Annotated in this window: 13 protein-coding genes; 11 read left to right on the top strand and 2 right to left on the bottom strand. The window is 57.5% G+C overall.

The annotated features are described in order from the left end of the window. Positions 1-96 precede the first annotated feature (96 nt). From OGV79_RS16130 to OGV79_RS16105, 6 genes are all read left to right on the top strand, one after another. Positions 97-1356 carry a CmpA/NrtA family ABC transporter substrate-binding protein gene (locus OGV79_RS16130; protein WP_286468703.1) on the top strand — a complete coding sequence of 420 codons (1260 nt, stop codon included), beginning with the start codon at positions 97-99 and terminating at the stop codon, positions 1354-1356. Position 1357: 1 nt separating this feature from the next. After that, positions 1358-2239, top strand: coding sequence for a nitrate ABC transporter permease (ntrB, locus tag OGV79_RS16125; RefSeq protein WP_012132174.1), 882 nt, complete (start codon positions 1358-1360; stop codon positions 2237-2239). Between the two features lie 10 nt (positions 2240-2249). Further along, positions 2250-3038 carry an ABC transporter ATP-binding protein gene (locus OGV79_RS16120; RefSeq protein WP_286468702.1) on the top strand — a complete coding sequence of 263 codons (789 nt, stop codon included), beginning with the start codon at positions 2250-2252 and terminating at the stop codon, positions 3036-3038. Positions 3039-3047: 9 nt separating this feature from the next. Continuing rightward, complete coding sequence (nirB, locus tag OGV79_RS16115; RefSeq protein ID WP_286468701.1) at positions 3048-7115, top strand: nitrite reductase large subunit NirB; 4068 nt, start codon at positions 3048-3050, stop codon at positions 7113-7115. Further along, positions 7112-9724: a nitrate reductase gene (locus OGV79_RS16110; RefSeq protein WP_199972021.1), complete on the top strand. Its 2613-nt coding sequence runs from the start codon at positions 7112-7114 to the stop codon at positions 9722-9724. Before nirB ends, OGV79_RS16110 begins: the two co-directional genes overlap by 4 nt. A 94-nt stretch (positions 9725-9818) precedes the next feature. Then, positions 9819-11225: a YchO/YchP family invasin gene (locus tag OGV79_RS16105; RefSeq protein WP_024130295.1), complete on the top strand. Its 1407-nt coding sequence runs from the start codon at positions 9819-9821 to the stop codon at positions 11223-11225. Here the strand turns inward: OGV79_RS16105 and narL are convergent, their stop codons facing one another. After that, on the bottom strand, positions 11226-11876 hold the full coding sequence (narL, locus tag OGV79_RS16100; RefSeq protein WP_012132179.1) for a two-component system response regulator NarL: 651 nt from the start codon (positions 11874-11876) through the stop codon (positions 11226-11228). Next, positions 11869-13665 carry a nitrate/nitrite two-component system sensor histidine kinase NarX gene (gene narX / locus OGV79_RS16095; RefSeq protein ID WP_115609267.1) on the bottom strand — a complete coding sequence of 599 codons (1797 nt, stop codon included), beginning with the start codon at positions 13663-13665 and terminating at the stop codon, positions 11869-11871. Before narX ends, narL begins: the two co-directional genes overlap by 8 nt. A 359-nt stretch (positions 13666-14024) precedes the next feature. Here narX and OGV79_RS16090 point away from each other — a divergent pair, with 359 nt between their 5' ends. The 5 genes from OGV79_RS16090 to narI all read left to right on the top strand — a co-directional run bounded on the left by OGV79_RS16090 (position 14025) and on the right by narI (position 22469). After that, complete coding sequence (locus tag OGV79_RS16090) at positions 14025-15416, top strand: NarK family nitrate/nitrite MFS transporter (RefSeq protein ID WP_024130296.1); 1392 nt, start codon at positions 14025-14027, stop codon at positions 15414-15416. 393 nt (positions 15417-15809) lie between these two features. Beyond that, positions 15810-19553: a nitrate reductase subunit alpha gene (locus OGV79_RS16085; protein ID WP_012132184.1), complete on the top strand. Its 3744-nt coding sequence runs from the start codon at positions 15810-15812 to the stop codon at positions 19551-19553. Then, positions 19550-21085: a nitrate reductase subunit beta gene (gene narH / locus OGV79_RS16080; protein ID WP_012132185.1), complete on the top strand. Its 1536-nt coding sequence runs from the start codon at positions 19550-19552 to the stop codon at positions 21083-21085. The genes OGV79_RS16085 and narH overlap by 4 nt, the downstream gene beginning before the upstream one ends. After that, the gene (narJ, locus tag OGV79_RS16075) at positions 21082-21792 is read left to right on the top strand and encodes a nitrate reductase molybdenum cofactor assembly chaperone (protein WP_012132186.1); all 711 of its coding nucleotides are present in this window, start codon (positions 21082-21084) and stop codon (positions 21790-21792) included. Before narH ends, narJ begins: the two co-directional genes overlap by 4 nt. After that, entirely contained in the window at positions 21792-22469 is a 678-nt protein-coding gene (gene narI / locus OGV79_RS16070) for a respiratory nitrate reductase subunit gamma (protein ID WP_012132187.1), read from the top strand. The genes narJ and narI overlap by 1 nt, the downstream gene beginning before the upstream one ends. The last annotated feature ends 112 nt before the right edge of the window (positions 22470-22581 follow it).

The raw sequence follows: 22581 nt of genomic DNA, 5'->3' as shown, positions 1-22581 counted from the left end.
CGGCAAACCAACGACGGTTTGCGCGCGTTTGGGATAAAGGCGTCCTGCAATGCTTCGGCATTGCCGGGCGCTTTTTTTTTGCAATGGGGAGCATGTATGGGTGACAGGTCTGTTTCATTGACGCGACGTCGATTATTGCAGGCAGGGGCCGCGATGGGCGGGGCGCTGCTGGTACCCGGTTTGATGCAGTCCGTGTGGGCGGCAGGGTCGGACAAACCCGAACTTGAAACCGTCAGAGTAGGTTTTATTCCGCTCACTGACTGCGCGCCGCTGATCATCGCCGCGTTGAAAGGGTTTGATAAGAAATACGGCATTACCCTTGTGCCGACCAAAGAGGCCAGTTGGGCGGCGGTGCGCGACAAACTCGTTTCCGGCGAACTGGACGCGGCGCATGTGCTGTATGGCCTGCTCTATGGTCTTGAGCTTGGTATTGCCAGTAAGCCGCAGCCGATGGCGAACCTGATGACGCTAAATCAGAACGGGCAGGCAATCACGCTGTCGACGGCGCTTCAGGAGAAAGGCATTACCGACGCTGGCGGATTGAAAAACATGATCGCCGGACAAGCGCCCGGCACTTACACCTTTGCGCATACCTTTCCGACCGGAACGCATGCGATGTGGCTCTATTACTGGCTGGCTAGCGCGGGGATTAACCCGTTCTCTGATGTCCGAATGGTCGTCGTGCCGCCGCCGCAAATGGTGATGAACATGCGTATTGGCAACATGGTGGGCTTTTGCGTCGGTGAACCGTGGAATGCCCGTGCGATTAATGATCGCATTGGTTTTACTGCCGCAACCTCGCAGGCCATCTGGCCCGATCACCCGGAAAAAATCCTGGGAACGCGCCGTGACTGGGTTGAACAGCATCCAAACACCGCCAGAGCGCTGGTCAGCGCGGTACTGGAGGCGGCGCGCTGGATCGACGCCTCAGTGGAAAACCGACGCGAAACCGCACAAATACTGGCCCGTCGCGCCTGGCTTAACACCAAAGAGCAGTACCTGACCGGACGTATGTTGGGCGAGTACGACAACGGCGCAGGGCATCGCTGGCAGGACGCGCACGCCATTCGTTTTTATCACGATGCGGAAGTGAGTTTTCCGTGGCATTCCGACGGGATGTGGTTCCTGACGCAGTTTCGTCGCTGGGGGCTGCTCAAGGACGCGCCGGATTATAACGCCATCGCCGCCCGGATTAACCGCACGGACATCTGGCGGGACGCCGCCGCAGCGGTAGGCGGCATCACGCCGCCTTCTCAGCTGTTACGCACCAGCACCCTCATGGATGGTTCCGTATGGACCGGGCGGGACCCCGAACGTTACGCCAACAGCTTCACTCTCCATCATCAAGGGGCCTGACATGAAAACAGTACAAAACGCGCAAAGACGCATTCCTGAACCCGCCGCCGGTGAAGTGATTACGCTGCCGCCCGTTACGGTGCGCAGGCGTAATCCGCCGCTGTCGCATCTGATGCGAACGCTGGCGCAGCGAACCGTTCCCGCATTGCTGGGGCTGGCGCTGCTGGTGGTGGGCTGGCAACTGGCGGCCATTAACAGCAAAGGCTTCCCGACGCCGCTCAGCACCCTTGATTCCGCGCTGACGCTGTTTGCCGACCCGTTTTATAACGGTGGGCCTAATGATATGGGGATTGGCTGGAATGTGCTGGCGTCGCTACAGCGCGTGGCGATTGGTTTTGGGCTGGCGGCGCTGGTGGGTATCCCGCTTGGTTTCCTGATCGGCCGGTTCACTTTTTTCTCGCGCATGTTTACCCCGCTGATCGCACTGCTGCGACCGGTCAGCCCGCTGGCCTGGTTGCCAATTGGCTTGCTGCTGTTTCAGAAAGCGGAACCGGCATCAAGCTGGACCATTTTTATCTGCTCTATCTGGCCGATGGTGATCAACACCGCCGAAGGCGTGCGCCGCATCCCACAGGATTACCTTAACGTTGCCCGTGTCCTGCAACTCCCGGAATGGACGGTGATGCGCCGTATTCTCTTTCCGGCGGTTCTGCCTGCGGTGCTGACCGGCGTACGCCTGTCTATCGGCATCGCCTGGCTGGTGATTGTGGCGGCGGAAATGCTCACCGGCGGTCTCGGCATTGGCTTTTGGATCTGGAACGAGTGGAACAACCTCAATGTGGAAAACATTCTCATCGCTATCGTCATCATCGGCGTGGTTGGCCTGCTGCTGGAGCAGGGCTTAATGCTGGTGGCGCGTCGTTTTAGCTGGCAGGAAAAATAAGGGGAACACCATGAAACCGTTAATTCAGGTACAGGCCGTCAGTCAGCGTTTTTCTACCGCCAGCGGCGAATTTCTGGCGTTGCAAAACGTCTCTTTCGACATTCATGAAGGTGAAACCGTCAGCCTTATTGGGCATTCCGGCTGCGGGAAATCGACGCTGTTGAATCTGATTGCCGGAATTACGCTCCCTACCGACGGGGGGCTTATTTGCGACAACCGGGAAATCGCCGGGCCGGGGCCGGAAAGGGCGGTGGTCTTCCAGAATCACTCGCTGCTGCCGTGGCTGACCTGCTTCGATAACGTTGCGCTGGCGGTTGATCGGGTCTTTCGCCGCACGATGGGGAAAACAGAGCGTCGGGAATGGATTGAACACAATCTTGAACGGGTGCAAATGGGGCACGCCATGCACAAGCATCCGGGAGAAGTGTCCGGGGGGATGAAGCAGCGCGTCGGCATCGCCCGGGCGCTGGCGATGAAACCCAAAGTGCTGCTGATGGATGAACCGTTTGGCGCGCTGGACGCCCTGACGCGCGCGCATTTGCAGGACACGGTGATGCAAATCCAGCAGTCGCTCAATACCACCATTGTGCTGATTACCCACGATGTGGATGAAGCGGTGCTGCTCTCCGATCGCGTGCTGATGATGACCAACGGCCCGGCGGCGACGGTAGGCGACATTTTGCCCGTCACGCTTCCTCGCCCGCGTAATCGCGTGCAGCTGGCTGACGACAGCCGATACCACCAGCTGCGCCAGCAGATTCTTCACTTCCTCTACGAAAAGCAGCTGAAGGCGGCGTAGGGAGGCGGTATGACGCAGCGACTGGTCATTATCGGCAATGGGATGGCCGCCACCCGTCTGGTGGAGGCGCTGTTGGCGCAGGCGCCGCAGGCCTTCACGATAACCGTGGTGGGGGAAGAACCGCAGCATGCGTATAACCGCATTCAGCTTTCGCCCGTACTGGGCGGCGAAAAGCGCTTTGCGCAGACGCTGCTGCATCCGCCTGAGTGGTATCAGCGCCACGGCGTCACGGTGCTGACGGGGGAAACCGTCATCGCCGTTGACGCGATAGCGCGTACCGCCACCACCACCGGTCGAACGCTGGCGTGGGATGCGCTGGTGTTTGCCACCGGCTCGGTTCCGTTTATTCCGCCGATCCCCGGCGCTGATTTACCCCATGTGCATGCTTTTCGCACGATTAACGATGTGGACAGCATCCTGCATGGCTGCGGGCCGGTTGTCGTGCTGGGCGGCGGTGTGCTTGGCGTCGAGGCGGCTGCCGCGCTGCGACTAAAAGGTGACAATGTCACGTTAATTCATCGCGGCAATCGGTTCATGGAGCAACAGCTTGATGAGCAGGCCGGGGAACTGCTGGCGGAACACCTTAACGCACGCGGGATTGACTGCGTGCTGTCGTCCGGTATCGACAGGATTACGCCTGATGACGTCACGTTGACGAACGGTTGCGTGCTGTCTGCAACGCGCGTGGTGATTGCCACTGGCGTAAAACCCAATACGGCGCTGGCGCTGGCAAGCGGGGTGCCCTGTCAGCGTGGAATTGTGGTGGACGGGCAACTGCGCACGGCGGTGGCGGGGATCAGCGCGATAGGCGAGTGCTGTGAAATCGACGGTCAGACCTGGGGGCTGGTCGCGCCCTGTCTGGCACACGCGGAGGTGCTGGCGGCTCGCCTGGCGGGAACCCCCGGCGCTGATTTTCACTGGCAGGACAGCGGTACGCGTCTGAAGGTGACGGGCATCGATCTGTTCAGCGCCGGGGAGGTAAACGCCACGGCAGGTGATGATCTGCTGCGCACATTTGACCCGCTGAGCGGCCATTACCGTCGTCTGCTGATCCGCAATGGACGGTTACAGGGAGTGCTGCTGATGGGCGATTGCCGCAGCGCCGCACCGTTGACTGATTTGCTGGCGCAGGCTGCGTCGGCGAATCCTGACTGGTTATTCGACAGATTTGATACGCAGCCTGCGGCTGCAGGACAGGTGACTATGACAAAACCCACGTTGGCTGTTGTTGGACACGGTATGGTTGGCCACCATTTTCTTGAGCAATGCGTTAGCCGCAATCTGCATCTTGACTATCAGATTGTGGTCTTTGGCGAAGAGCGTTATGCCGCCTATGACCGCGTTCATCTGTCGGAGTATTTTGCCGGGCGCAGCGCAGAATCGCTCTCGCTGGTGGAAGGCGATTTTTTTGCCCGCCACGGTATTGAGCTGCGGTTGTCGCAATGCGTCACGGCGATCGATCGGGATGCTCGCGTTATTCGCACCGCCAGCGGACATGAAACGCACTGGGATAAACTGGTGCTGGCAACCGGATCATATCCCTTTGTTCCGCCGGTGAAAGGCGGTGATTCGGCGGCGTGTTTCGTCTATCGCACGTTGGACGATCTGGATGCGATTGCCGCGAAGGCAAAACACTCTCGCCGTGGGGTGGTAATTGGCGGCGGGCTGTTGGGGCTGGAGGCGGCAAACGCTTTGCGGCAATTAGGGCTGGAGACGCATGTTGTCGAGTTCGCGCCATCTTTAATGGCGGTTCAGCTTGATAACGCTGGCGCGGCGATGCTGCGTGAAAAAATCGAGGCGCTGGGCGTGAGCGTGCATACCTCGAAATCCACTGCGGAAATTGTCTCCACCCCGCAAGGGTTACAGTTGGTGTTTACGGATAGTGAGCGTCTGGAGACGGATATGGTGGTGTTTTCTGCCGGTATTCGCCCGCAGGATGCGCTGGCGCGCGGCGCCGGACTTCATGTCGGAGAACGCGGCGGGGTGTGTATTGATAACCACTGTCTGACCTCTGACGCGGATGTTTTGGCCATCGGTGAATGTGCGCTCTGGGACGGCAGGGTGTTTGGGCTGGTTGCGCCGGGCTACCAGATGGCGCGCGTGGCGGCAGCGCAGTTGGCCGGTGAAGATGCGGCGTTCAGCGGGGCGGATATGAGCACCAAACTCAAATTACTGGGAGTGGATGTGGCCTCGTTCGGCGATGCGCAGGGGCGCACGCCAGGCGCGCAAAGCTATCAATGGACGCATGGCCCGGAGCAAATCTACAAAAAAATTGTGGTCAGCGCGGACGGCAAGACGCTGCTGGGCGGCGTGCTGGTGGGTGATGCGGCGGATTACGCCACGTTATTGCAAATGATGCTTAACGGTATGGCGCTGCCTGGGCAGCCGGAATCGCTGATTTTACCTGCACTGGCGGGCAGCGTGCCGAAAGCGTTGGGCGTTGCGGCATTACCGGACAGCGCGCAAATATGCTCTTGTCATAACGTCAGCAAGGCGGACATTTGCCAGGCGGTCAGCGCGGGCGCAACGGAGATGGGCGCAATCAAGCAGTGCACCAAAGCGGCAACCGGCTGCGGTGGGTGCAGCGCGCTGGTGAAACAGGTGATGGAGTTCCAGCTGGCGGCACAGGGCGTGGAGGTTAAAAAGGATATCTGCGAACACTTCGCGTACTCGCGACAGGAGATTTACCACCTGGTGCGGGTGAACCGCATCCACACCTTTGAGCAGCTGATTAGCCGCTATGGTCGCGGGCATGGTTGTGAGATTTGCAAACCGCTGGTGGGCTCGGTGCTGGCCTCCTGCTGGAATGAGTATCTGCTAAAACCTGCGCATCTGCCGTTGCAGGACACCAACGATCGTTATTTTGCCAATATCCAGAAAGACGGTTCGTATTCCGTCGTACCGCGCATGGCGGCAGGCGAGGTGACGCCGGATGGGCTGATCGCCATTGGCGAAATCGCCAAACGTTATCAGCTCTACAGCAAAATTACCGGCGGGCAGCGTATCGACTTGTTTGGTGCGCGCCTCGAACAACTGCCGGATATCTGGCGCGATCTGGTTGCCGCCGGTTTTGAAACCGGGCACGCCTACGGGAAGTCGTTGCGCACGGTGAAATCCTGCGTCGGGTCAACCTGGTGTCGCTATGGCGTTCAGGATTCAACCGGTCTGGCCGTCACGCTGGAGAACCGCTACAAGGGACTGCGCGCCCCGCACAAAATCAAAATGGCGGTCTCCGGCTGTACCCGCGAGTGTGCCGAAGCGCAGGGGAAAGACGTTGGCGTGATCGCCACCGATAAGGGCTGGAACCTGTATGTCTGCGGAAACGGCGGTATGAAGCCGCGTCATGCGGATTTGTTCGCCAGCGATCTGGATGACGCCACGCTGATTAAATTCGTGGATCGCTTCCTGATGTTCTATATCCGTACCGCCGATCGCCTGCAACGCACCAGCACCTGGATGGATAATCTTGAAGGGGGCATCGACTATCTGCGCGAGGTGGTTATACACGACAGCCTGGGTATCGGCGAGGAGCTTGAACAGGAGATGGCGCGGATTGTGGAAACATACCAGTGTGAATGGCAAACCACGCTGAACGATCCGCAGCGTCTGGCGCTGTTCCGCACCAGCGTGAACGGTGACGAACCGGATGAAGCCGTAGCGCGCCAGATGCTACGTGGACAGCCGCAGCTGGCGAAACCGGCGGCGCCAGCGAGAGCCATCCTGCCGACAAAACCCTGGCAGGAGGTTTGTCAACTGGAGGAGATCCCCGAGCAGGCGGGCATTGGCGCCCGTCTAGGCAACCTGCAAATTGCGCTGTTCCGCTTTGGTCAGACGATTTACGCCCTTGATAACCATGAACCCGGCAGCGACGCAAACGTGCTTTCCCGGGGAATTCTGGGGGATGCCGGCGGTGAGCCCGTTGTCATTTCACCGCTCTACAAACAGCGTATTCGCCTGCGCGATGGTCGGCAGTATGACAGCGGTGAGCCCGTTGTGCGCGCCTGGCCGGTGAAAGTCGAAGCAGGCAAGGTATGGGTAGGGAATCAGGCGCTACTGCTGCGTGCGGAGGCGTCATGAATGAAACCCGGACAACGTGCCCTTACTGCGGCGTCGGCTGTGGGGTGATCGCCCGCGTCAGCGAACAGGGCGTCACGGTTCAGGGCGATCCCGATCACCCGGCCAATTTTGGGCGACTGTGTGTGAAAGGCGCCGCGCTGGGGGAAACCACCGGACTGACCGGGCGGTTATTACACCCGCAGGTTAACGGTGAAACGGTAAGCTGGCAGCAGGCGCTGAACACGGCGGGCGAGCGCCTGCGCAGCATCATCGCGCAATATGGCCCAACGTCGGTGGCTTTCTACGCCTCGGGACAACTGCTGACGGAAGACTACTATGCGGCGAATAAACTGATGAAGGGATTCATCGGTGCGGCCAATATCGATACCAATTCACGCCTGTGCATGTCGTCAGCCGTTACGGGCTACAAACGCGCGTTTGGCGCGGATGTGGTGCCATGCAGCTACGAAGATATAGAGCGCAGCGATCTGGTGATTCTGGTCGGCTCGAACGCGGCGTGGACGCATCCGGTGCTCTATCAGCGCCTGGTGCAGGCGCGAAAAGAGAACCCGTCTATGAAAGTGGTGGTGATTGATCCCCGGCGCACCGCCACCTGTGATATTGCGGATATGCACCTGGCTCTGACGCCCGGCAGCGATGGCGGGCTGTTTGTCGGGCTGCTGCACGCCATCGCGACAAGCGGCGAATATGACGTCGATTTTGATGATGCGCAGGCGGCGTTTGCCCGCGCCAGCCGCTGGCCTGTTGAGCGAGTCGCGCAATTTTGTGGTCTGGAACCCGCGGAAATCCGCCGGTTTTATGATGGTTTTCTGACCGCGCCGCGCGCAATCACTCTTTACACGATGGGGATTAACCAGTCCGCCAGCGGCAGTGATAAATGTAACGCGATCATTAATGTACACCTTGCCAGCGGTAAATACGGGCGGGAAGGCTGCGGGCCCTTTTCGCTGACCGGACAGCCAAATGCGATGGGAGGGCGTGAAGTCGGCGGGCTGGCGACACAGCTGGCGGCGCACATGAATTTTGAGCCGCAGGATCTGTCGCGGGTTGCCCGTTTCTGGGGCACGGAGCGGCTGGCGCAGACGCCAGGGTTGATGGCGGTGGATCTGTTCGACGCTATCGCGCGCGGTGAGGTGAAGGCGGTGTGGATCATGGGCACGAATCCGGCGGTATCGCTGCCGGACACTCATGCCGTCTGTCAGGCGCTGTCTGCCTGCCCGTTGGTCATTGTCTCGGAGGTGGTGGCCGATACCGATACCAGTCGACTGGCGCATATCCGGTTTCCGGCGCTGGCCTGGGGGGAGAAAAACGGCACCGTCACCAACTCTGAACGGTGCATCTCGCGTCAGCGCGCATTTTTAACCGCCCCCGGCGAGGCCAGAGCAGACTGGTGGATTGTCGCGCAGATGGCGAAACAACTCGGCTTTGGTGAGGCATTCGCCTGGCAGGATGCGTGGGATGTCTTTCGGGAACACGCTGCGCTGTCGGGGTTTGAAAATGACGGCGACCGCGCGTTTGATATTGGCGCGCTGGCGGATCTGAACCGCGCGGCGTGGGATGAAATGGCGCCTGTCCGCTGGCCGGTCAGCCGTCACCACGGAGCGCTGGACCTGGCTCGCGGCTGGCATCGCAATAAGCGTCTGCGGCTGGTGCCCGTTGAACCGGAGGGCATGAGAACGCGCTGTGACGCGCTCTATCCGCTTATTTTAAACAGCGGTCGCCTGCGCGATCAGTGGCACACCATGACCCGAACCGGAACGGTGGTTCGGCTTATGCAGCACATTAGCGAACCGATTGTTGAGGTTTCACCGTCCGATGCCGCCCGTTTTCACCTGGTGGATGGCGCATTTGGCCGTATCAGCTCTTCGCGCGGGGTAATGGTCGCCAGAGTGGTGATTCAGGCCGGCTTGCGGGAAGGGACGGCGTTTACGCCGATGCACTGGAATAATCGCTTTGCCCGTCAGGGAAGGGTGAATGCGCTGGTCGCGCCCGTCTGCGATCCTCAATCAGGGCAGCCGGAGAGTAAACAAACGGCGGTGCGCATCACGCCGTGGCAGCCGCGCTGGCAGGGGGAGCTGTTCATCCGCGAAGAGATAACCTTTCCTCCTTTTGTTCACTGGTGGCGTAAAGCGGCGGAAGGCGTGGCGCGTTTCACTCTCGCAAGCGATCGTGACGATCGCGACTGGTTGCTGGCGATGTGCCGCGAACAGCGCTGGCAATTGCAGACCGCGCAGACGCCGCAGGGGCTGAATATTCTGGCCTGGCAGGCGGAACAGTTAATGCTGGGGTTCTGGTCAGATGCGATAAAACCCGAAACAGACGATGCGGCGGTGATTGCCGCGTTCCGCCATCCGCCGGAAAACGCCCCTGAACGGCATGGCCTGTTGAGCGGCAAACCGGGCGGCGGGATGCCCGACCAGGGACGCATTATCTGTAGCTGCTTTAGCGTGGGGGAGTGTGCTATTCAGCAGGCTATCGCACAAGGGTGCGACTCCGTTCAGGCGCTGGGCAAAACATTACGCTGCGGCACCAACTGCGGCTCATGCGTACCGGAGCTGAAAGCGTTGCTGGCGCAAACGGCATCCGCCGGAAGCCTGGGATTCTCCTGAAAATGCGATAAAGGGCTGCAAAACGCGGATGGAAACGTTATGGTTTTAGTTAAGTGTGAGATTTCATTCGTTTAATATAAAAGCAGCTGACAATTTGAGCCGTATTGTTTATCGCCCTCTTTCCCTTTGCATACTCTTGCTGCTGGCAGGCGGTACTGCCAGCGCGCAATCCTCGTTTATTCAACAGGCGGAAAATCCCTTCGATAACAACCAGGATGGTTTACCTGATTTGGGCATGACGCCTGAGTCACACGAAGGTGAAAAACAGTTTGCTGAGATGGTGAAAGCCTTTGGCGAAGCGAGCATGACCGACAATGGGCTGGATACCGGCGAGCAGGCGCGTCAGTTTGCGTTTGGCCAGGTGCGGGACGCCGTGAGTGAACAGGTTAATCATCAACTGGAGTCCTGGCTTTCGCCCTGGGGGAATGCGAGTGTCGATCTCAGGATTGATAACGAAGGGAGCTTTACCGGCAGTCGTGGGGGCTGGTTTATTCCCTGGCAGGACAACACGCGGTATCTGACCTGGAGTCAACTCGGGCTGACTCAGCAGGACGATGGCCTGGTCAGTAATGTCGGCATCGGCCAACGTTGGGCACGCGACGGCTGGCTGTTAGGGTACAACACTTTTTATGACAATCTGCTGGATGAAAATCTGCAACGGGCGGGATTTGGCGCGGAAGCGTGGGGCGAATACCTGCGATTATCCGCCAATTACTACCAGCCTTTCGCTTCCTGGCATGAACAGACCACCGCCTTAGAGCAGCGTATGGCGCGCGGCTACGATGTTACCGCGCAGATGCGTATGCCGTTTTATCAACACCTCAACACCAGTGTCAGCGTGGAACAGTATTTCGGCGAACGGGTGGATCTGTTTGACTCAGGCACGGGATACCATAATCCGGTAGCGGTAAAACTGGGGCTTAATTACACGCCGGTGCCGTTGGTGACGGTGACGGCGCAACATAAACAGGGCGAGAGCGGGGTGAGCCAGAATAATCTGGGGTTGAACCTGAATTACCGTTTCGGCGTGCCGCTGAACAAACAGCTGTCGGCCAGCGAGGTGGCGGAGAGTCAGTCGTTGCGCGGCAGTCGCTATGACAACCCGCAGCGCAATAATCTCCCGACGATGGAGTATCGTCAGCGTAAAACGCTCACTGTTTTTCTGGCGACGCCGCCGTGGGATCTCCAGCCTGGCGAGACGGTGCCGCTGAAGGTGCAGATTCGCAGTCGGCATGGCGTTCGTCATGTGACGTGGCAGGGCGATACGCAGGCGCTGAGTCTGACGGCAGGAGCGAAGGCGGACAGCGCAGAGGGCTGGACCATTATCATGCCGGCCTGGGACAGCAGCGAAGGGGCGACAAATCGCTGGCGGTTGTCGGTCGTTGTTGAAGATGAGCAGGGCCAGCGTGTCTCCTCCAATGAGATCACGCTATCACTGACTGAACCGTTTATGGCGATGCCCGATAACGATCCGCGCTGGAAGCTGCTCCCGGAGGAGTAATCAGAAGATGCGTTCCTGATGCACCCATACCGCCGCTTCGACGCGTGACTTCAGCTTCATCTTCTTCAGCATATGTTTCACATGCACTTTGACCGTACTCTCGGTGATATCCAGGCGGCGGGCGATCATTTTATTCGGCAGTCCCTGGGCGATCAGCTTCAGGATATCGCGTTCGCGCGGCGTCAGTTGGGTCACGTCGCGGTCAGAGGTCGCGCGGTTTGCCCGCAGGCTGGCGGCCAGAACCGGCGTTAACGCTTCGCTCAGCACCATTTCGCCAGCGGCCGCTTGCTGTAAGGCTTTCAGCAGATCTTCCGGCTCCATATCTTTTAACAGATAGCCGTCTGCGCCGCGCTTCAGCGCCGTCACCACGTCTTCTTCATGATTGGACACGCTGAATACCACGATACGGCCTGACAGTGATTTCTCACGCAGCTTATCCAGGGTTTCCAGACCGTTCATGCCCGGCATGTTCAGATCCAGCAGGATCAGATCGGGATCAAGAGACTCTGCCAGCTCAATACCCTGCTCGCCATTACTGGCTTCGCCGATCACGCTAATATCGGGCGCCATGCTGACAAGCTGTTTAACACCGGTCCGTAACATCGGATGATCGTCGATCAGCAGGATGGTAGCCGGTTCCTGATTACTCATGGGTATCTCCTTGGACTTCTGTGAAGTTTGTTTCGGGAATAAAGGTGACAGCAACTTCCGTACCGCCCGTCTCACGACGGCGTACACGACAATCGCCACGCAGGCTCTGCGCGCGGTCACGCATAATAATCATGCCATAATGGTTACTGCGCTCGGCGTTTTCTGGTACGCCGCAGCCGTTGTCTTTTACTGTCAGTTTGACCTGATTGCCATTTTGCACCACGGCGACGGCCACCTCATCGGCATGGGAATGCTTGAGGGCGTTACTTAACGCTTCGCGGGCAATTTGCAACAGGTGGATAGCCTGATGCGACGGCACCCGTCGCGGCGGGAGCTGATAATCCAGCTTCACCGTAAAACCAAATCGGGCGCTATATTCCTGACAGCTCGCCTCCAGCGCAGGCCGCAGGCCGGGTTCGGTCAACTGTAACCGGAAGGTGGTCAACAGTTCACGTAGCTGTACCCAGGAGGTATTCAGTTCGTTGCGGATCTGGCTGAGCAACTCGCGGCTGCCTTCCGGCAACGTCGCGCCCTGCATTTGCAGACAGCTGACCTGCATCTTCATGCAGGAGAGCGATTGTGCAATAGAATCATGAAGTTCGCGGGCAATGGTGGCACGCTCTTCCATCACAATCAACTGTTGCTGGCGTTCCTGATTTCTGTCCAGCGCCAGCGTAGCGGTCAATTGCTCGACCAGCGTATCAATCATCTGCTGCTGATCGTGACTCAGATGGCGCCCGTGCGGCAGCGTCGCCAGCAGAATGCCGTATTGCGTATGGGCATCGGTAAGTCGCCATTTCAGCGTGGTGCCGCCGTTGATCGCGGGCAGCGCGCCGCGCGGGCAGAGGTGGCACCCTTTGTCATCACAACTGCTGTCGGACTGGCAGGTGAACTCCTGATGATTATCTTCATCTTCCAGGTCATAAACCCGCAGTTCAATATCGTGCAGCAGCGTCAGGTTTTGCAGGCCGTTCAGCACCGGGGAGAGGCGCTCGCACAGCGGCACCTGGGAATGCAGGCGGCGGTTGGCCTGCCACAGGAATGAGAGGATCTGATTTTTATGCTCCAGCCCGGCTGTCTTTTCCTGCACGCGTTGTTCCAGTACGGCGTAACTTTCGGCCAGCTCTTCCGACATGTTGTTGAGCGCTGAGCCTAACATCGCCATCTCATTGCGCCCGCTGATATGCGCCCGCTGGGTGAAGTCGCGCTGGCTGACGGCTCGCGCCATCGAAAGCAGTTGTTTCCACGGTTGCAGCAGGCGCGCCCGTAGCCAGATGATCGTAAAGACGAACAGCAGCGCCATAAAGATGGCCATTAACCGATGCACCATCACCACGCGCTCAATGCGCAGCTCGGTCGTGTGATCAAAGGCGGTGACTAACCGATCCAGACCGGAGACAAAACGCATAACATCTCCGGCAACGGCGTTTCTGTCCTGCGCGCGTTGCAGCCCAGGCGCCAGTTCCGTATGCCAGTAGTCCTGTAGCGCGCGAAGCTGCTCTTGTTGCCCGTCGCGTTCCGCAGCGCGGGTCAGTTCAGGGCTGAACGCCGTCTGTTTCATCTCATCCAGCAGTTTTTGGTCGTGGGCGCTCAGCGGCACTGCTGCCAGCAGGCGATAGCTCTGCATACGCAGCGAACCGGCCTTGTTGATCGCATGGGCGCTGCCTTGTACGCCCTGAACCAGCCAGCCAGAGATAGCCATGCCCGCCACACCGATAGCGGTGGACAGGAGAACAATAAGCGCCAGTTGGTTGACCAGCGTGAGTGGAGAGAGACAACGTTTAAACATGTAGACTTCTTCCTTCAGGCTTCCTGCTCAGGAAACCTTAATGAATGACGATTCTGCCGGGATGCTCACCGAGGGGCGTTTCGACAGTGACGTTATTCTCAGCCATACCCTGGAGTATACCCATACCTATAACGAGTTACCTCTTAATTGCTGGTGGTGGGAGGGGATCGCGAAGCCGGGGGGTAGGGTTATACAGCACCGTGAAAAACCACATCTTTTTTGTCGACAAAGCCTACTCACTAAGGGGCATGATAATTTTTAGCCGCGAATAATGACGGCTTTTCCTTTGATTTATATCAACTTACCCCCGGCTGTAAACCCTAATGTGGCAGACATCGAATCGAGTAACAGAGGTGTCTATGAGTCACTCATCTGCCCCCGAAAGGGCATCTGGAGCTGTAATCACAGAATGGCGGCCGGAAGATCCCGCTTTCTGGGAACAGCGTGGTCATCGTGTTGCCAGCCGCAACCTGTGGATTTCCGTCCCCTGTTTGCTGCTGGCGTTTTGTGTATGGATGTTATTCAGCGCTGTCGCGGTGAATTTACCGAAGGTCGGTTTTAACTTCACCACCGATCAGCTGTTCATGCTGACCGCCTTGCCGTCTGTTTCTGGCGCATTACTGCGTGTGCCGTACTCCTTTATGGTTCCTCTGTTTGGCGGCCGCCGCTGGACGGCGTTCAGCACCGGGATTCTGGTCATTCCTTGCGTATGGTTAGGTTTTGCCGTGCAGGACACCTCCACGCCGTTTAGCACCTTTATTCTGATTTCTCTGCTGTGCGGTTTTGCCGGCGCGAACTTTGCCTCCAGCATGGCTAACATCAGCTTCTTCTTTCCAAAACAGAAACAGGGCGGTGCGCTGGGTCTGAACGGCGGTTTAGGCAACATGGGCGTGAGCGTTATGCAGCTGGTCGCGCCGCTGGTGGTCTCGTTGTCTGTCTTTGCCGTATTTGGCAGTCACGGTGTGGAACAGCCGGACGGTTCGCAGCTGTATCTGGCGAACGCCGCCTGGATTTGGGTGCCGTTCCTGGCCATTTTCACCCTGGCCGCCTGGTTCGGTATGAATGAGCTGGCGACCTCGAAGGCTTCGCTGAAAGATCAGTTGCCGGTACTTAAACGTGGGCACCTGTGGATGATGAGCCTGCTGTATCTGGCGACGTTCGGTTCATTCATCGGCTTCTCCGCCGGGTTTGCGATGCTGTCTAAAACGCAGTTCCCGGAAGTACAGATCCTGCATTATGCCTTCTTCGGCCCGTTAATCGGCGCGCTGGCCCGTTCTGCGGGCGGGGCAATTTCCGACCGTCTGGGCGGAACGCGCGTGACGCTGGTTAACTTTGTGCTGATGGCGATTTTCAGCGCCTTACTGTTCCTGACCTTGCCTTCTAACGGCCAGGGCGGCAGCTTTATCGCCTTCTTCGTTGTCTTCCTGGCGCTGTTCCTGACTGCCGGGCTGGGCAGTGGGTCTACTTTCCAGATGATCTCCGTTATTTTCCGTAAGCTGACGATGGACAGGGTTAAAGCGGAAGGGGGTTCTGAAGAGAAAGCGCTGCGTGAAGCCGCGACCGATACCGCAGCCGCATTGGGCTTTATCTCTGCGATTGGCGCAATCGGCGGTTTCTTTATTCCGAAAGCATTCGGGACATCTCTGGCATTAACCGGCTCACCGGTCGATGCGATGAAAGTGTTCCTGATTTTCTATATCGCCTGCGTAGTCATCACCTGGGCGGTATACGGACGTCATTCTAAAAAATAAAAAAGTAATTGTTTGATTATCCATTGCGCGGCGTTAGACCGCGCTTTTTTTTGCCTGTTTTTAGTTACAACATACTTATTTATAAATAAACAGCGCCGGTTTGTCAGAACGGCGTTCATTTATGCCTTGCAGGGGGCATACCCCTTAATACCCACTTATAAAGAATTTAACATTTACATAATGGATGAATTTAAAAATATTCATATTAATCAGCATGTTGAATGAATAAAAATCATCCTCCTTAAGGGGTATGTCAAAAAATACCCCCGATTTTCATCCCCGTCTGCCTTGATCGTTATCAATTCTGACGCCCTTTCAGAGCGTTACCTTCACAGCCAATCCAGCAATGTCGATTTATCAGAGAGCCGTCAGGCTCCAAACAGGAGAAACCCGATGAGTAAATTCCTGGACCGGTTTCGCTACTTCAAACAGAAGGGCGAAACCTTTGCCGATGGGCACGGCCAGCTTCTCGAAACAAACCGGGACTGGGAGGATGGATACCGCCAACGTTGGCAGCATGACAAAGTCGTGCGTTCAACCCACGGAGTAAACTGTACCGGCTCTTGCAGCTGGAAAATTTATGTGAAAAACGGTCTGGTCACCTGGGAAACACAGCAGACAGACTACCCGCGTACCCGCCCGGATATGCCGAACCATGAACCTCGCGGCTGCCCGCGCGGCGCGAGCTACTCCTGGTATCTCTACAGCGCAAACCGCCTGAAATATCCGCTGATGCGTAAGCGCCTGATGAAAATGTGGCGTGATGCGAAAAAACTGCACAGCGATCCGGTAGAAGCCTGGGCTTCCATCATCGAAGACGCCGATAAAGCAAAAAGCTTCAAACAAGCGCGTGGTCGTGGTGGCTTCGTTCGTTCTTCCTGGCAGGAAGTGAACGAACTGATTGCGGCATCCAACGTTTATACCATCAAAAATTACGGTCCCGATCGCGTGGCGGGCTTCTCGCCGATTCCGGCAATGTCGATGGTCTCTTACGCATCCGGCGCGCGTTACCTGTCTCTGATCGGCGGGACTTGCCTGAGCTTCTACGACTGGTACTGCGACCTGCCGCCTGCGTCTCCGCAGACCTGGGGCGAGCAGACGGACGTACCGGAATCCGCTGACTGGTACAACTCCAGCTACATCATCGCCTGGGGTTCTAACGTTCCGCAGACCCGTACCCCGGATGCCCACTTCTTTACTGAAGTGCGTTACAAAGGCACCAAAACGGTTGCCGTTACGCCTGACTACGCTGAAATCGCCAAGCTGTGCGACCTGTGGCTGGCACCGAAGCAGGGGACTGACGCCGCGATGGCGCTGGCGATGGGCCACGTCATGCTGCGTGAATTCCACCTTGATAACCCGAGCCAGTATTTTACCGATTACGTCCGTCGCTATACCGACATGCCGATGCTGGTGATGCTTGAAGAACGCGACGGTTACTATGCCGCTGGCCGTATGCTGCGCGCCGCCGATCTTATTGACGCGCTGGGTCAGGAAAACAACCCGGAATGGAAAACCGTTGCCATCAACACCCGCGGCGATATGGTTGCGCCGAACGGTTCTATTGGCTTCCGTTGGGGCGAAAAGGGCAAATGGAACCTCGAACAGCGTGACGGTACGTCAGGCGAAGAAACCGAACTGCAACTCAGTCTGCTGGGTAGCCAGGACGATATCGCAGAAGTGGGCTTCCCGTACTTTGGCGGTGAAGGCACTGAACACTTCAACAAAGTCGAGCTGCAAAACGTTCTGTTGCACAAGCTGCCGGTGAAACGCCTGCAACTGGCGGACGGAACCACCGCGCTGGTGACTACCGTTTACGATCTGACGATGGCGAACTATGGCCTGGAACGCGGTCTGAACGACGAAAACTGCGCAACCAGCTACGACGACATTAAAGCCTATACTCCGGCGTGGGCAGAGCAGATAACCGGCGTACCGCGTGCGCAAATCACCCGTATCGCCCGTGAATTTGCAGATAACGCCGATAAGACGCATGGTCGTTCAATGATCATCGTTGGCGCCGGTCTGAACCACTGGTATCACCTCGATATGAACTATCGTGGGCTTATCAACATGCTGGTGTTCTGCGGCTGTATCGGTCAGAGCGGCGGCGGCTGGGCGCACTATGTCGGCCAGGAAAAACTGCGTCCGCAGACTGGCTGGCAGCCGCTGGCGTTTGCTCTTGACTGGCAGCGTCCGGCGCGTCACATGAACAGCACCTCCTATTTCTATAACCACTCCAGCCAGTGGCGCTACGAGACGGTTACCGCGCAGGAACTGCTGTCGCCAATGGCGGATAAATCCCGCTACAGCGGTCATCTGATCGACTTCAACGTGCGTGCTGAACGCATGGGCTGGCTGCCGTCTGCGCCGCAGCTGGGCACCAACCCGCTGTACATCGCGCGTGAAGCGGAAAAAGCCGGGATGACGGCGGTGGATTACACCGTGAAATCGCTGAAAGAAGGCTCGATTCGTTTTGCGGCGGAACAGCCGGAAAACGGGAAAAATCACCCGCGTAACCTGTTTATCTGGCGTTCGAACCTGCTTGGTTCATCCGGTAAAGGGCATGAGTACATGCTGAAGTACCTGCTGGGTACGGAAAACGGTATTCAGGGCAAAGATCTGGGTATGCAGGGCGGCGTGAAGCCGGAAGAAGTGGAATGGCAGGATAACGGTCTTGACGGCAAACTGGACCTGGTGGTGACGCTGGACTTCCGTCTGTCGAGCACCTGCCTGTACTCCGACATCGTACTGCCGACCGCCACCTGGTATGAAAAAGACGACATGAATACCTCGGATATGCATCCGTTTATTCACCCGTTGTCTGCCGCCGTTGACCCGGCCTGGGAATCGAAAAGCGACTGGGAAATCTATAAAGGCATCGCGAAGAAATTCTCTGAAGTCTGCGTGGGACACCTTGGCAAAGAAACCGATGTGGTGACGCTGCCGATTCAGCACGACTCCGCTGCCGAACTGGCGCAGCCGCTGGACGTGAAAGACTGGAAAAAAGGCGAATGCGACCTGATCCCAGGTAAAACCGCGCCGCACATCATTCCGGTGGAACGCGACTACCCGGCGACGTATGAGCGCTTTACCTCTATCGGCCCGCTGATGGAGAAAATCGGCAACGGTGGCAAAGGCATCGCCTGGAACACTCAGAGCGAAATGGATTTGCTGCGCAAGCTCAATTACACCAAAGCTGAAGGCCCGGCAAAAGGCCAGCCGATGCTGAATACCGCGATTGATGCCGCCGAGATGATCCTCACGCTGGCGCCGGAAACTAACGGCCACGTAGCGGTGAAAGCCTGGGCAGCGCTGAGTGAGTTCACCGGTCGTGACCATACGCATCTGGCGACCAATAAAGAAGAAGAGAAAATCCGCTTCCGCGATATTCAGGCGCAGCCGCGCAAAATTATCTCCAGCCCGACCTGGTCTGGCCTGGAAGATGAACACGTCTCTTACAATGCCGGTTATACCAACGTTCACGAGCTGATTCCGTGGCGTACGCTGTCTGGCCGCCAGTCCCTGTATCAGGATCATCAGTGGATGCGTGACTTTGGCGAAAGCCTGCTGGTTTACCGTCCGCCAATCGACACGCGTTCAGTGAAAGCGGTGATGGGTGAGAAATCTAACGGCAACCCGGAAAAAGCACTCAACTTCCTGACGCCGCACCAGAAGTGGGGTATCCACTCTACCTACAGCGACAACCTGCTGATGCTGACGCTGTCGCGCGGTGGGCCGATTGTCTGGATGAGCGAAACCGATGCCAAAGATCTGGGTATTGAAGATAACGACTGGATCGAGGTCTTTAACAGCAACGGTGCGCTGACGGCACGCGCGGTGGTAAGCCAGCGTGTTCCGGCCGGGATGACCATGATGTACCACGCGCAGGAACGTATCGTTAACCTGCCGGGTTCAGAAATTACCCAGCAGCGCGGCGGTATTCACAACTCGGTAACCCGTATCACGCCGAAGCCGACCCACATGATCGGCGGCTATGCGCAGCTGGCCTACGGCTTTAACTACTACGGTACGGTCGGTTCAAACCGCGATGAGTTTGTTGTGGTGCGTAAGATGAAGAACATTAACTGGTTGGATGGCGAAGGCAATGACCAGGTACAGGAGAGCGTAAAATGAAAATTCGTTCACAAGTCGGCATGGTGCTGAATCTCGATAAATGCATCGGCTGCCACACCTGTTCAGTGACCTGTAAAAACGTCTGGACCAGCCGTGAAGGTATGGAATACGCCTGGTTCAATAACGTGGAAAGTAAGCCTGGCGTCGGTTTCCCGAACGACTGGGAAAATCAGGAAAAATGGAAAGGCGGCTGGGTCCGTAAAATTAACGGCAAACTGCAACCTCGCATGGGCAACCGTGCGATGCTGCTGGGTAAAATCTTCGCTAACCCGCATCTGCCGGGCATTGATGATTACTACGAGCCGTTTGATTACGACTACCAGAACCTGCATACCGCGCCGGAAAGCAAGCATCAGCCGATTGCGCGCCCGCGCTCGCTGATCACCGGTCAGCGGATGAACAAAATCACCAGCGGTCCGAACTGGGAAGAAATTCTGGGCGGCGAATTTGAAAAACGCGCCAAAGACCAGAACTTCGAAAACATGCAGAAGGCGATGTACGGCCAGTTCGAAAACACCTTTATGATGTATCTGCCGCGTCTGTGCGAGCACTGCCTCAACCCGGCGTGCGTGGCGACCTGCCCGAGCGGCGCCATCTACAAGCGTGAAGAGGACGGCATCGTCCTGATTGATCAGGACAAATGCCGCGGCTGGCGTATGTGCATCACCGGTTGCCCGTACAAGAAGATCTACTTCAACTGGAAGAGCGGGAAGTCCGAGAAGTGTATTTTCTGCTATCCGCGTATTGAAGCGGGTCAACCGACCGTATGTTCCGAAACCTGCGTGGGTCGTATCCGTTACCTTGGCGTGCTGCTGTATGACGCCGATGCGATTGAAAGCGCAGCCAGCACGGAGAACGAGAAAGATCTGTATCAGCGCCAACTGGATGTGTTCCTCGATCCGAACGATCCGGCGGTCATTGAACAAGCGCTGAAAGACGGCGTTCCGCAGAGCGTTATCGATGCGGCGCAGCAGTCCCCGGTTTACAAAATGGCGATGGACTGGAAGCTGGCGCTGCCGCTGCACCCGGAATACCGTACGCTGCCGATGGTCTGGTACGTGCCGCCGCTGTCACCGATCCAGTCTGCGGCGGACGCAGGTGAACTGGGCAGCAACGGCATCCTGCCGGACGTGGAAAGCCTGCGTATCCCGGTTCAGTACCTGGCGAACCTGCTGACCGCAGGCGATACCCAGCCGGTACTGCTGGCGCTGAAACGTATGCTGGCGATGCGTCACTACAAACGTGCGGAAACCGTTGACGGTAAACTGGATACCCGCGCGCTGGAAGAAGTGGGTCTGAGCGAAGCGCAGGCGCAGGAAATGTACCGTTACCTGGCAATTGCGAACTATGAAGACCGTTTCGTTATCCCGAGCAGCCATCGTGAGCTGGCGCGTGAGGCGTTCCCGGAGAAAAGCGGTTGCGGCTTTACGTTCGGCGATGGTTGCCACGGTTCAGATACCAAATTCAACCTGTTCAACAGCCGCCGCATTGATGCCATCGATGTGAGCAGCAAAACGGAGCCGCACCAATGATTGAACTCGTCATTGTTTCGCGTCTGCTCGAGTACCCGGATGCTGCCTTATGGCAGCATCAACAGGAACTTTTCGATGCACTCGCGTCATCCGAAAACCTGGATAAAGAAGATGCTCAGAGTCTGGCGGTTTTCCTGCGCGATCTCACTGCGCAGGAGATGCTGGATGTACAGGCAAGCTACAGCGAACTGTTTGATCGCGGTCGCGCCACGTCGCTGTTGCTGTTTGAGCATGTTCATGGCGAATCCCGCGATCGCGGCCAGGCAATGGTCGATTTAATGGCGCAGTACGAGCAGCACGGCCTGCAACTCGACAGTCGTGAGTTGCCTGACCATTTGCCGCTGTATCTGGAGTATCTGGCGCAGTTGCCGAAAAACGACGCGCTTGGCGGCTTGCAGGACATCGCGCCGATTCTGGCGTTGCTGGGCGCACGTCTGCAACAGCGGGAAAGTCGCTATGCGGTGCTGTTCGATCTGCTGCTGAAGCTGGCTAATACCGTTATCGACAGCGACAAAGTGGCAGAGAAAATTGCGGATGAAGTCCGTGACGATACCCCGCAAGCACTGGATGCCGTCTGGGAAGAAGAACAGGTGAAATTCTTTGCTGAGCAGGGTTGCGGCGAGTCGGAGATTTCCGCTCACCAGCGTCGTTTTGCCGGGGCTGTCGCTCCGCAATATTTGAATATCACCACCGGAGGACAGCAATAATGCACTTCCTGAATATGTTCTTCTTTGATATCTATCCGTACATTGCCGGGTCAGTGTTCCTGATTGGCAGCTGGCTGCGCTATGACTACGGTCAGTACACCTGGCGTGCGGCTTCCAGCCAGATGCTGGATCGCAAAGGGATGAACCTGGCTTCGAACCTGTTCCACTTCGGTATTCTGGGGATCTTCGCGGGTCACTTCCTGGGGATGCTGACGCCGCACTGGATGTACGAAGCGTTCCTGCCGATTGAAGTGAAGCAGAAAATGGCGATGATTGCAGGCGGCGCCTGTGGCGTGATGACGCTGGTTGGTGGCGTACTGCTGCTCAAACGCCGTCTGTTCAGCCCACGCGTGCGTGCAACGACCACGGGAGCGGATATTTTGATCCTTTCTCTGCTGGTGATTCAGTGCGCGCTGGGACTGCTGACTATTCCGTTCTCTGCGCAACATATGGACGGTAGCGAAATGATGAAACTGGTGGGATGGGCGCAATCTGTGGTGACGTTCCACGGCGGCGCGTCTGAGCATTTAGAGGGCGTAGCGTTCATTTTCCGCCTGCACCTGGTGCTGGGGATGACGTTGTTCCTGCTGTTCCCGTTCTCGCGCCTGGTTCACATCTGGAGCGCGCCGGTCGAGTACCTGACGCGTAAATACCAGGTCGTGCGCGCCCGTCGCTGATACGGCTTTGCGTGCGGCTAAACCCTGCTTCGGCAGGGTTTTTTTATGCCTGTCTGCCGGATGGCGGCTGCGCCTTATCCGGCCTACGATCGGACATAAGATGTGGTTATGT

This window comes from Citrobacter sp. CK185 (assembly GCF_030333565.1).
In the GTDB taxonomy this organism is placed as follows: domain Bacteria; phylum Pseudomonadota; class Gammaproteobacteria; order Enterobacterales; family Enterobacteriaceae; genus Citrobacter_B; species Citrobacter_B koseri.
The sequence above is the reverse complement of the archived record's forward strand: the minus strand, read 5'-3'. Positions and strand labels throughout refer to the sequence as shown.

What these genes read in the sequence shown, in the direction of transcription:
- narX (WP_115609267.1), bottom strand. Translation starts at nt 13,665, where the DNA reads ATGTTTAAACGTTGTCTCTCTCCACTCACGCTGGTCAACCAACTGGCG.
- OGV79_RS16090 (WP_024130296.1), top strand. Translation starts at nt 14,025, where the DNA reads ATGAGTCACTCATCTGCCCCCGAAAGGGCATCTGGAGCTGTAATCACA.
- narI (WP_012132187.1), top strand. Translation starts at nt 21,792, where the DNA reads ATGCACTTCCTGAATATGTTCTTCTTTGATATCTATCCGTACATTGCC.
- OGV79_RS16110 (WP_199972021.1), top strand. Translation starts at nt 7,112, where the DNA reads ATGAATGAAACCCGGACAACGTGCCCTTACTGCGGCGTCGGCTGTGGG.
- narL (WP_012132179.1), bottom strand. Translation starts at nt 11,876, where the DNA reads ATGAGTAATCAGGAACCGGCTACCATCCTGCTGATCGACGATCATCCG.
- narJ (WP_012132186.1), top strand. Translation starts at nt 21,082, where the DNA reads ATGATTGAACTCGTCATTGTTTCGCGTCTGCTCGAGTACCCGGATGCT.
- OGV79_RS16130 (WP_286468703.1), top strand. Translation starts at nt 97, where the DNA reads ATGGGTGACAGGTCTGTTTCATTGACGCGACGTCGATTATTGCAGGCA.
- ntrB (WP_012132174.1), top strand. Translation starts at nt 1,358, where the DNA reads ATGAAAACAGTACAAAACGCGCAAAGACGCATTCCTGAACCCGCCGCC.
- OGV79_RS16085 (WP_012132184.1), top strand. Translation starts at nt 15,810, where the DNA reads ATGAGTAAATTCCTGGACCGGTTTCGCTACTTCAAACAGAAGGGCGAA.
- nirB (WP_286468701.1), top strand. Translation starts at nt 3,048, where the DNA reads ATGACGCAGCGACTGGTCATTATCGGCAATGGGATGGCCGCCACCCGT.
- narH (WP_012132185.1), top strand. Translation starts at nt 19,550, where the DNA reads ATGAAAATTCGTTCACAAGTCGGCATGGTGCTGAATCTCGATAAATGC.
- OGV79_RS16120 (WP_286468702.1), top strand. Translation starts at nt 2,250, where the DNA reads ATGAAACCGTTAATTCAGGTACAGGCCGTCAGTCAGCGTTTTTCTACC.